The sequence below is a fragment of the Sphingomonas sp. 3P27F8 genome (genome assembly GCF_005502745.1).
Classification (GTDB): domain Bacteria; phylum Pseudomonadota; class Alphaproteobacteria; order Sphingomonadales; family Sphingomonadaceae; genus Sphingomonas.
In genome coordinates this window covers 242,758-253,748 of record NZ_SCNL01000003.1, presented here as the reverse complement: position 1 = coordinate 253,748, position 10,991 = coordinate 242,758, and the positions used below count along the sequence as shown (strand labels likewise).

The window sequence follows — 10,991 nt, the reverse complement described above, 5'->3', positions numbered from 1 at the left end:
CGGCAATGGCCAGCATTCCCTATTCCGCGCCCGTTGCGCCGGCGGCTCCAGCGACACCGAGGCAGGAGCGAACCGGCCAGCGCGACGGCTGGCGGCTGCTCGCCTTCGGCTCGCTCGCCGTCCCGGTCGCGGGGGCGGGCCTGCCGCTCGTGCTGTTCGTGCCGCAACTCTACGCGACGCATTACGGCCTGTCGCTCGGCATCATCGGGCTGGTGTTCTTCGTCGGACGCTTCTGGGACGTTGCGAGCGACCCGATCGTCGGCGCGTTGAGCGATCGCACGCGCAGCCGCTTCGGCCGCAGGCGCCCGTGGATCGCGGTGGGTGGCCTGCTGTTCGGGCTGGGATCGGCGCTGCTGTTCTTCCCGCCGGGAACGGTGTCACCGCTCTATCTCGGACTGGTGCTGTTCCTGTTTTACTCGGGCTGGACGATGATCGAGATCCCCTTTTCCGCCTGGGCAGGGGAGCTGTCCGGCGAGTATCACGAACGCACCCGCGTCGTGACCTACCAGTCGACGATGCGCGCGATCGGGCTGGTGCTGACGTTGATCCTGCCGACGCTGCTCGAGCAATTCCGCCCCGCCGATGTCGCGTTGAAGCTGCATGTCGCGGGCGGCTTTATTCTGGTGACGCTGGTGCCGACGCTATTGCTGACGCTGTTCGCGTTCCCAGAGCCGCCACGCCCGGCGCAGCGCCTGCCGCGCGCGCGCTTCTGGGCGACCGCCACGCTCATCTTCCGCGACCGGCTGCTGCTGCGCGTGCTCGCGTCGGACACGGTGGTGACGGCCGGCCAGTCGATCCGTGCCGGCCTGATCGTGTTCTTCGCGGTCAATTATATGGGCCTGCCCGCATGGGCCAGCGGACTGTATTTGCTGCAATTTGTGTTCGGCGTGGCGGCGGGGCCGATCTGGTTGGCGATTGGCCGGCGGTACGGGAAACGCCAGACCGCGATTGTGGGCGAACTGGCACAAGCAGCGATCAATGTTGGCCTTATCGCGGTGTTCCCGGGCATGTTGTGGCTGCTGATCGCGCTCGCCGCCGCTCAGGGGCTGACACAGGGTTCGGGCAATCTGATGCTGCGCGCGATGGTCGCCGATGTCGCCGATGCGCATGAACTGGATACCGGGCACAACCGCACCGGCCTGTTCTTCTCGGTGTTCAGCCTGACCCAGAAGGTCGGGCCGGCGATCGGCATCGGCCTCGCGCTGCCGCTGGTCGCGTGGCTCGGGTTCCAGCCCAAGGGGCACAGCGCGCCGCAAGCGCTGGAGGCGCTGAAATACGTGTTCGCGCTCGGCCCGGCGCTCGCGCACGTCATCGCCGCGTCGATCATCTGGCGCTTCCCGCTCGACGAGGCCGCCCATGCCGACATCCGCCGCGCGCTCGACACGCGTGCCGCCAGTTCCCCCTGAATTCCTCCCCCCCGACACGCGAAGCAGAAGGAGAAGTATCATGACTGCCCTGATCCATCATTTTGACAACGTCCAGGATGCCGACAGCCCGCTCGAAATCGTCCCCGTCGCCGGTCGCATCGGTGCCGAAATCCGCGGCGTGAAGCTCGGCGGCGACCTGGAGCCGGAAACGATCGCCGCGATCCGCGCCGCTTTGGTTCGGCACAAGGTGATCTTCTTTCGCAACCAGACGCAGCTTACCGATGAAAGCCACGAGGAATTCGCCGGCCTGCTCGGCCACCCGCTGGCGCACCCGACCGTGCCGGTCGCGGAAGGATCGCGCTTCCTGCTCGAACTGGATTCGAAGGAAGGCGAGGCGGCGTCGGCCTGGCACACCGACATCACCTTCCTGCCGGCCTTCCCCGAAGCTTCGATCCTGCGCGCGCTGGTGATTCCGCCAACCGGCGGCGACACGCTATGGGCCAATGGTGCGGCCGCCTATGCCGATCTCCCCGTCCCGCTCAAGGCGCTGGCCGAGCGGCTGCGCGCGATACATACCAACGCCTATGACTATGCCGCCGCCCGCCCCGAGGCGTCGAGCGAGCAGATCCGGCGGCACCGCGAAGTGTTCGCGTCCACCGTGTACGAGACTGAGCATCCGGTGGTCCACGTCCATCCCGAAACGGGTGAGAGGGTGCTGCTGCTGGGCAATTTCGTAAAGTCGTTCGTCGGGCTGAACCGCGACGACTCCGCGCGCATCTTCACCTTGCTGCAGGATCATATCACCAAGGCGGAGAACACCGTGCGCTGGCGCTGGGCACCGGGCGATGTGGCGATCTGGGACAATCGCGCGACGCAGCACCGCGCCATCGCCGATTTCGGCAAACAGCGCCGCCAGCTTCGTCGCGCGACCATCGCGGGGCAAGTGCCGGTCGGCGTGGACGGATCGAACAGCCGCGCGCTCAAACCCGAGCCGCAGCCGGACCTGACCGCCGCCGAATAGCCTCAAGCACCGTCACCCCGGCCGCGTGCCGGGGTCCAGCGGGCGGCTTGGCCCGACGCGCGATATCGGGCGCCAAGCAGGCGGCGCGATGGACCATTGGCGAGACCGGGTGACGGAATATGCACGACAGTCGGAGCAATGCAGTGAACAAGTACCATTTCCTCCTCCTCGGCGCGGCCTTGCTCACGCCGCTCGCCCCGCTGCTCGCGACCCCAGCGACCGCGCCCGCCAAGGCCGAGACACCCGCGGCGGCGCGCAAGCCAAATATCCTCATCATCGTCGCGGACGATCTCGGCTATTCCGATATCGGTGCGTTCGGTGGGGAAATCGCCACGCCCAACCTCGATGCGCTTGCCGCGCGCGGGTTGAAGCTGACCGGCTTTCATGCAGCGCCGACCTGTTCTCCGACCCGCTCGATGCTGCTGTCCGGCACCGACAATCACCTCGCTGGCCTAGGCAACATGGCCGAACTGACCGCCCCCAACCAGCGCGGTCAGCGCGGCTATGAGGGGTATCTGCCCGCCGACATCGTAACGCTGGCCGATCGGCTGCACGATCTGGATTATGCCACGCTGATGGCGGGTAAATGGCATCTCGGCGTCCGGGCGGAGGACAGCCCCGCGCGGCACGGCTTCGACCAGAGCTTCGACCTCGCGCAGGGCGGCGGCAACCATTACGGGGTCGACATATCCAAAAAGCCCGGCGATCTTGGCACGACCTATTGGGAGAATGGGAAGCAACTGGCCGCGCTCCCCGCCAACTTCTATTCGTCCGACACTTATGCGTCCAAGCTTATCGAGTTCCTCGACAAGGCGGACAAGGCCAAGCCGTTCTTCGCCTATCTGACCTTCACCGCGCCGCACTGGCCGTTGCAGGCACCGGATGAGGATATCGCGCGCTACAAGGGCAAATACGACGCCGGCTTCGAGGTGTTGCGCGACCAGCGGCTCGCGAGACAGAAGGCGCTCGGGCTGATTCCCCAAAGCGTCGTCGCGCATGACGTGGTGTTCGCCAAGGGAGCGAAGCGCTGGGCCGATCTCTCGCCCGAGGAACGCCGCGCGCAAAGCCGCGCGATGGAGGTCTATGCCGCGATGGTCGATCGGATGGACCAGAACGTCGGCCACGTGATCGCGCATCTCAAGGCGACCGGGCAATATGACAATACGATCATCCTTTTCACCGCCGACAATGGCGCGGAGGGGCTGGACGTGGCCCGCGCCGAAATCCCCGGCCTGTCGCAGCGCGTCAAGGCGGCGGACAACCGGGTGGAGAATTACGGCAGGCCGACGTCCTATATCGGCTATGGGCCTGGCTGGGCACAGGCGGCGACCGCGCCGTCGTGGCTCTACAAGGGTTACACGACCGAGGGCGGTACGCGCGTCGCGGCGTTCATAAACTGGCCCGGCGGCCGAAATGGCGTTTCCGGCGTCTATGGCACGGTGATGGATGTGGTGCCGACGCTGGTGGAGGCGGCGGGCGGGCAGTGGCGCGGGTCGAGTTATGCCGGGCGCACGGTCCAGCCGGTGCGCGGGCTGAGCTGGACACCGTATCTGACCGGTGCGACCGAGCGGGTGCATGCAGCCGACGAACAGGTCGGCAGCGAATTGTTCGGCCGCCGCGCTATCCGGCAGGGCGACTGGAAGGCGGTCGATCTCGGCAACGGGTGGCGGCTGTTCAACCTCGCCGACGATCCGGGTGAGACACGGGATCTCGCCAAGGCCGAGCCGAAGCGTCTTGCCGCCTTGACGGCGGCGTGGGACGGCTATGGCAAGCAGGTCGGCGTGATCCTGCCCTCGATCCCGCCGACTTACCCGTGATCCGCGCGCTGGCGATGGCGGCCGGCGCGGCCAGAAGCTCGCGGTGGACAGGGCGGTAATGTCAGCGGCGTTCGTGCGTGGAGTATCTCACGGGCGAGCACCCGCAACCAGTGGCGATGTTCGGCCGCTGAGCCGCACGCCCCCATGCACGGGATTTGCAGGAGCGTCATCGATTCGATCGCGAGTATCGATGGTCGAAAACGGCGGAGATTGTGGCGCACCCAAGAGGATTCGAACCTCTGGCCTCTGCCTTCGGAGAGCAAAACAGTATGAAATTATATGTAATAAATCAATCGGTTATAGGCATAGAATTTTTTTGTTTTGCTTTTGTTAAAAATGGAGAGCCTCGTCTGGAGGCTTTCTCGGCTGCAGATAGAGTCGCCCGAGTCGCTTGAGGTGGTCGGAAATGCGGCAATTCCATCGTTCGGGCCGGCATCGCTGCATCGCTTTCTGGTCTTCATTGCCGTCGCGTGAAATGAGGCTATGACGCCGCGGGTTGTCTGTGAGGGAAGGGGAGTCCGTGAGACTCGATTTGAATCAACCATACACCGCGGATGACGTGGCGAGGCTGTTATCGTCCAAGGACGATAGCTGCGCTAGGCAGCTTCGCGTCACTAAGGATGGGATGGCCTATCTTTCGGACATAGTCGGCAACCAAGAAATTGCGGACTTGGCTTTTAGGCTTGAAACGTGGAATGCGGGCAATGGCTACACGGGCCGAGGTGCCGCCGCAGACGCCGGTTTCGTCGCACGGATTGAGATAGTGCTTCGAACCAACTGGCCCAGCCCCTCAAGCACGTACATAGATTATTTCTGATCTAAATTAAATGATTTAGCGACGGGTGGGCCGGTGCGCTCGTTGGCCGCGCATGATCACGTTCCGATCTATTGCGCGGCCTCTCTTGCGCCTTTGTCATCGCCATGAACGATAAAACCTCTGCGGGAGGGATGTCGATTAGGCTCCATCGTTGGGACTCGCCTTCCCTCGTGGCGGCGGCCTCAAACTCGATCTGCCTGCACGGCCTGATTCAATAGCGCGAGCGACTCGACCTTCCCCTTCGCCAGGTATCGACACGCTTCTGCCGCTTTGTCGCGACCATCATACCCCCAGAAGCTGCCTATCGAGACAGATCCCCGATCCACGCGAGTTGCCGTTGAATAACGGGGCGGGCATCTGGGCGATGTGCAAAAACCTTGTCCAAGGTCGCTGCGATGGAGGCCTAGGGGCTCATTACGGTGGCAACTCCGAAGCGCTTGATCTGCCGATTCGGGTCGAACTCTCCCACCTCAGCAGAGCGACGGCGGAGGCGGGCGCTCGGGGCTGTCGATTGCTGTGCCATACTTCGCTTCTGGACCTTTCAGATAGAGCGAGCCCCGATCGGACCCATGTGCGTGACCCTTTCGTGGTCTGAGGTTTAGGGAGAATCGCCTAAAGCCCGGAATTGCCTCGCAATTATCGGTGCACGGTGATTGGGGAATGCTCCGCCACCTGTGTCTAGGGTCGTCGCGTGCACATGTACCGCGTAGAACCTCGCGAAGGACCTTTACATAAGTGAACGATTTTGATAATAATGGAGGTCGCTATTTGCAAAAATTTTAAATAAAAGTGGAGTTCAACACCTAGTCATCACGTACCACGTTAATAACCTATGCGCATTTCCTTATTTCAATCGGCATGCGCTTCAAGCCAAAAATTATAAATAGCTTCAATGGTTCTTGCTTTGGCAAGAGCCATATTTTGCTATGCCTGTATAGATTCAACTCAAGAAAAATGTAGTGAATAAAAAAGAAGTTTTTAGACTAAGGTCATCGACTAATGATTGGGTTCTGACGAAATCGTGGACGAATGCGTTTGCCGTTACATTAACGATGAAGCAAGCGATAAAAGCAGATGATGATAGCTATCAATATCTGTCTCCCGAAAGGGCATGTCAAAATCTCAATCACTTTCTACGCAAGCTTGAACGGCGCCTTTATGGGAGGGCTCTTATAAGGCGCGGGCAGCGGCTTCAGGTGCTTTCCGTTCGAGAGGGTGGTTCAGAGAAGCGGGCGCACTACCACCTGCTCCTAGAGGCGCCTGCGGATGTAAGTACACAGCTGCTTGCCCAACTCGTTCGCGACCTCTGGTTGGAAACGCACTGGGGGTATGGCCAGACTCAGGTTGACCCTTGTGACGCAAGTGGATGGCTGGACTATATAAGTAAGTCGAAAGACAAGCCGTTCTACGATTTGGCATTCGAATGGCAGTCAAGTTGGCTAAGCAGCCAATAGGCCTAAATAAATAGTATCAACCGAAAGATTAAGTGAAAGAAGGTATAAACCCATCGCTTGTCTTAGTTTCATAGATCGTAAATTGGCTGCTTGTTGGTTGCCTTTAATGCGTAGCTGTATCTAAATACCGAGAAAGAAATTCTATACTAATAAAGAAACTTTTGTACAGAAGATGATTCTGTAAATGTACCAAGAATCTTCATGGGATATTGACTTACTTTGTTGCATCGAAATCACTCAGTCGAGATGCCTCTAATCAATCAGATCCAGCGACGATGTTCGACCTTGATGGGAAGTGCCGTAATAAAATTTCTTGATTCAAAGTTCTCCAGACGTCGTCGTCGAACCATTTGCCGACAGCAATCCGGCTTTTAATCTGAGATGGCGACAGTCGCCAAGCTTGGCTATGCGTGTTTTCGTCGGGCTGACATTGACTCATAACGGGGCGACGAAGCTGCATATGCTTGGGAATGGGGCAACTGCGTTTGAGACTAACAATAATAAGAAATATCAATCTTTTATAAGCTACAGCCGCTCAGATGCTGCTTTCGCAAACAGGCTGCATCACGATCTTGAAACCTACAAGATTCCAAAATCAGCCCGTCTATCGGGAGGTATTTCTCGTCTCTCTCCGATTTTCTTAGACCGAAGCGATCTCGCTGCGGGTGGCTCGCTGTCGAGGCACATCGAAGAGGCCTTGGCCAACTCGCAGGCGTTGATCGTTGTGGCGTCACCCGCCGCGAAAGCCAGCAAATGGGTTGCGAAGGAAATTGAGATTTTTCGATCCCTTCACCCCCGAAGGCCGATTTTGGTGGCGTTAGTGCAAGGGACTTCTGAGAGCGCCTTTCCCACCGCCCTTAAGGCTCCGGGCTACGAGCCTATAGCGGCTGATTTCCGAGAGGGCGGGGATGGTCGGCGCCTCGCGTTATTGAAGCTGGTTGCCGGTTTGGCCTGCATACCGCTAGATTCGCTAATCCAGCGCGACGCGAAGCGAAAGTTGCGGCGTGTGATGTGGGTCACAGTTTTCGCATTTTCACTCGTGTTACTGGCTACCAGCTTGATGATTATGGCGGTGCGCGCTCAGCATCAAGCGGAGCGTCAACGTGAAAAAGCGGAGAGTTTGGTCGAGTACAACCTGAAAGACCTCCGCGAAAACTTATACGGTACAGGCCAACTTTCCATTATGGACGAGGTCAATAGAAGAACTCTTGCCTACTTTCAGGAGCAAGATCAATCTGAATTGACCGATACAGAAAAAGATCTTCGTACTCGGATATTGCAGTATTTTGTTCAAGATGAAGAAGATAAAGGAAACTTGCGTAAGGCGCTAGATATTGCCGAGTTCTCTCTTAGAGAATCGAAAAGAAATTTTGATTATGACAAGAAAAACGCTCGCCATATATATGTTCTCGCTCAAAGTAATTATGCCGTTGGGCATGTAAATTTTCTCCAACGGCGGTACTCGGCGGCGGGGGCTTATTGGGAGGAATATGCGAGACTCGCGCAGGTGCTCGTTGCGATCGACCCTGGATCAGAAAAATGGTGGCTAGAAGAAGCTGCTAGTAAAATTCTCTTATGTCGACTTTCTGTCGTAGATCGATCATATAAGATTGGTGAAAGATTTTGCGACGTAAAAGTTACTAGTTATGAAGAAGATATTTACAATAGGCATCCTGGAGACGCCCACAACTTTTCATATCTTTCAGAGGATTTTGTATGGATCGGGCTACATTACATTCAATCGGGGCGGTACGATAAAGCATACGAGGTTTTGATGAAAGCTTCTGTGCTAGCCGATCGCGTGTATTCTGATCACGACGTCGTCTCTCTAAGAGCGAAATGGCATTCAGAGCAATCAATGTCAGAATATTTTTTTGCCATTGGGAATAGATCGCGAGCGATCGGTCATGCAAGGATCGCCCTTGAAAATATAAACAAGATGATTGCGATCGAACCGAGAAATATTCAGTGGAAGAAGTACAAGAAAGAGACTGATAGTTTACTGTCTGAAATGTGAGGTGACGAAAGACGTGGGTAGATTGTGTCCCCTTTCTTACATTTCTTCTCTCGCAAAGGCGGGTGCGTTAGAGCGCGCATGGCATTTGTTCGAAGAGAGTGGATATCTCGATCTGCAGTGCGATTCTGCCGCTCTTGCAGTAAAGGGAAGATTGCTTGCGGAGAGGGCTTTTCGAAGTTCCGGCGAAACGCAACGGGTAGTCTTTGGAGAGGCCGCGCACGCTTTTGACTGCGCTGATCGGATTCAAGGTGCGCCTTGGCTACGAAATAACGTCGCTACTTACTCATTGCTGTCAGGTGACATCGAAGGGGCGCAGAAATGCGCGCGTGAGGTGCTGGATCGCCTGAGCAATCAGGATAATTTTGCAGAAACAGCGTATCACGTCGCTGCCACTCGCGCCGAGTCTTCTCTTATTGTCGGCGATCTTGATTGTGCTGAGCGCGCTATGCGTGACGCGGCGAATTATTCCTGCGAGAATTTTGAAGACCGAGCAGGTACGTTGAAGCGCCTTTCCCGAATTTGCTTGGCGCTCGGCGCGAAGCAGGAGTGGCTAGAGCCATTTCGCCCCCCTTCGAGCGTGCACTTCGTCGGTCACATGGGCTTTCTCTCCGGAAAAGATGCGGAGCATGCTTTAGCCGGCGATGTTGAGGCCTTTCTCACGAGGCAGCGAGTCGGCTTTGCCTATGGTGCGCTTGCTGCGGGGGCGGACCTCATCTTCGCAGAGCGTGCTCTCGATTTCGGTGCGAAGCTTCATGTGATTCTTCCGACGGCGGTAGATATCTTTGGCCGACAATCGGTTGAGGTTTTTGGCCAGGATTGGTTGCGACGTTTCGAGAGTGCGCTCGCGCGCGCTGCATCTGTGGTGACGTTGACCCGCGTAGCTGGATTGCACGACGCATCCGCGACCCAACTGGCGGGTGAGGTCGGCATGGGGAGCGCCATTCTAAATGCCAAGCTGCTTGCTGGCCGTGCTTCGCAGTATGTTGTTTTTGATGAAAAGGGCGGGGGCGCGCATACCGCAAATCTGGCGCTACGCTGGCCGAAGGAGAATTGGGACCAGCATGTCTACGTCGCGAAGCGCGATGGTAGGAAAACTTATGCGAGAGACCCGATCGCTGTCCTCCCAGACAGGGAATGTCTCGCGACTTTGAATATCAAGCTGGATGCTAACGGTTTCAGTGCCGAAGACGAAATTTTTCTCGTAGAAGAGATCGAGAATATCATCATTAAATGCGTTGAGCTGCATCCCCCGCTTCACTACATATCGCATGATGGAGGTTGGAAACTTTCTTATATTACTCCTGCGGAGGCTGTGATTGCTGGATCAGAGATTAAGTCTCTAGCGGAAATTGCTGGTGTGTTTTTTTCGATCAGAGGTGATTATGGGGTAGTTCAATGGAATATAGATAACATCTCAGGCGCGATGAATTCTTACAAGCTTGGGAAATCCATTTCTTCTCTAGGGTACGAAAGATTTGGAAGTCCGGATACTTTCGTCGTTGATCAATCCTTTGTTGCGGCGCTGGCCGTTGACCAAACGATTCATTTTTCTGTGGAACCAATTGATTATCAGGATCCAGATGAAGAGTCGTTGTTTGCTTTGACTTCTATTAGATGATCATCTCTTCCAAGCGGTGACGGGAAACAACTTTAAGTCCCTCCGCCGTCCATTCGATAATACCCTTCTTCTCGAGGTTCGATAGTGTGCGAGAGGCCGTGCCTCTTGAGAGATTTAGCTGCAAGGCTAATCGGCTGACAACCGGCGAGGGACGAATCACCCCATCCTCGCTGGCGTCGCAAAGTCGCAAAATCTCAGCGCAGATGCGGCCAGTGCCGGAGAGGAGCAGGCCGTCAACTACGAGCGATTTCAGCTTGGAATATTGGCGGAATGTGTGGTGCAGAACGGCATGGGCTACACAGGGGTGGCATTCCATAAATCCGTTTAAACTGGCAGGAGAGAGTGCAGCGGTGCGCGTCTCGGTCTGGCCGATCACCTCCGTGGCGGTGTCTTGGTTGCCATCAATGAAGTCACCGAAAAGATCGCCTTTCGAGAATTGGTCGATCTTGAGCGATTGCCCTGAGCGACCATAGGCCATTTCATGAGCCGAGCCCTGCAGTAGCACTAGGGCGTCTTTCTCATCCGCCGACGATGAATACAGAACGGCACGTCGCCGATGGCGCGCCTTCCGGGATTTGAGCAAGATGCTCTCTGCCACCGGTGCATCGCATCGGAAGCTCGCCCGTATCGTCGCGCAATCCTCACCGTTCGTCATACCTGCACCCTATCCACCAAGACCAAATTTAAAAGCGGCAAGTGTAACATGCGGCGCACTTTTTGGATGGCGGGCACCCTATAGCTGCCGCTCATTATAGAAACATTAAAGCATAACGAGTGCCAATAACCCATTGAAATGCGCCGCCCATTTCTCCGGTTGTGGCGAGCCCTAAAACAAAATAATTATGTAATAACAGATTCTTATGGAAATATAACGAGTTTA

6 protein-coding genes are annotated in these 10,991 nt (G+C 57.0%); 5 read left to right on the top strand and 1 reads right to left on the bottom strand.

What is annotated here, in order from left to right:
- Window positions 1–5 precede the first annotated feature (5 nt).
- From FFS35_RS05880 to FFS35_RS05855, 5 genes are all read left to right on the top strand, one after another.
- The gene (locus tag FFS35_RS05880) at window positions 6–1,406 is read left to right on the top strand and encodes an MFS transporter (RefSeq protein WP_137786189.1); all 1,401 of its coding nucleotides are present in this window, start codon (window positions 6–8) and stop codon (window positions 1,404–1,406) included.
- Window positions 1,407–1,446: 40 nt separating this feature from the next.
- Window positions 1,447–2,388 (top strand): TauD/TfdA family dioxygenase, encoded by a 942-nt coding sequence (locus tag FFS35_RS05875; protein ID WP_137786188.1) that lies wholly within the window; start codon window positions 1,447–1,449, stop codon window positions 2,386–2,388.
- A gap of 200 nt (window positions 2,389–2,588) precedes the next feature.
- Window positions 2,589–4,205: an arylsulfatase gene (locus FFS35_RS05870; protein ID WP_249341482.1), complete on the top strand. Its 1,617-nt coding sequence runs from the start codon at window positions 2,589–2,591 to the stop codon at window positions 4,203–4,205.
- Between the two features lie 2,677 nt (window positions 4,206–6,882).
- Window positions 6,883–8,493 carry a toll/interleukin-1 receptor domain-containing protein gene (locus FFS35_RS05860; RefSeq protein ID WP_137786185.1) on the top strand — a complete coding sequence of 537 codons (1,611 nt, stop codon included), beginning with the start codon at window positions 6,883–6,885 and terminating at the stop codon, window positions 8,491–8,493.
- Window position 8,494: 1 nt separating this feature from the next.
- Window positions 8,495–10,111, top strand: a complete 1,617-nt coding sequence (locus FFS35_RS05855) for a hypothetical protein (protein ID WP_137786184.1) — start codon at window positions 8,495–8,497, stop codon at window positions 10,109–10,111.
- Here FFS35_RS05855 and FFS35_RS05850 read toward each other — a convergent pair.
- Entirely contained in the window at window positions 10,104–10,766 is a 663-nt protein-coding gene (locus FFS35_RS05850) for a Crp/Fnr family transcriptional regulator (RefSeq protein ID WP_137786183.1), read from the bottom strand. The genes FFS35_RS05855 and FFS35_RS05850 overlap by 8 nt on opposite strands.
- Window positions 10,767–10,991 lie beyond the last annotated feature (225 nt).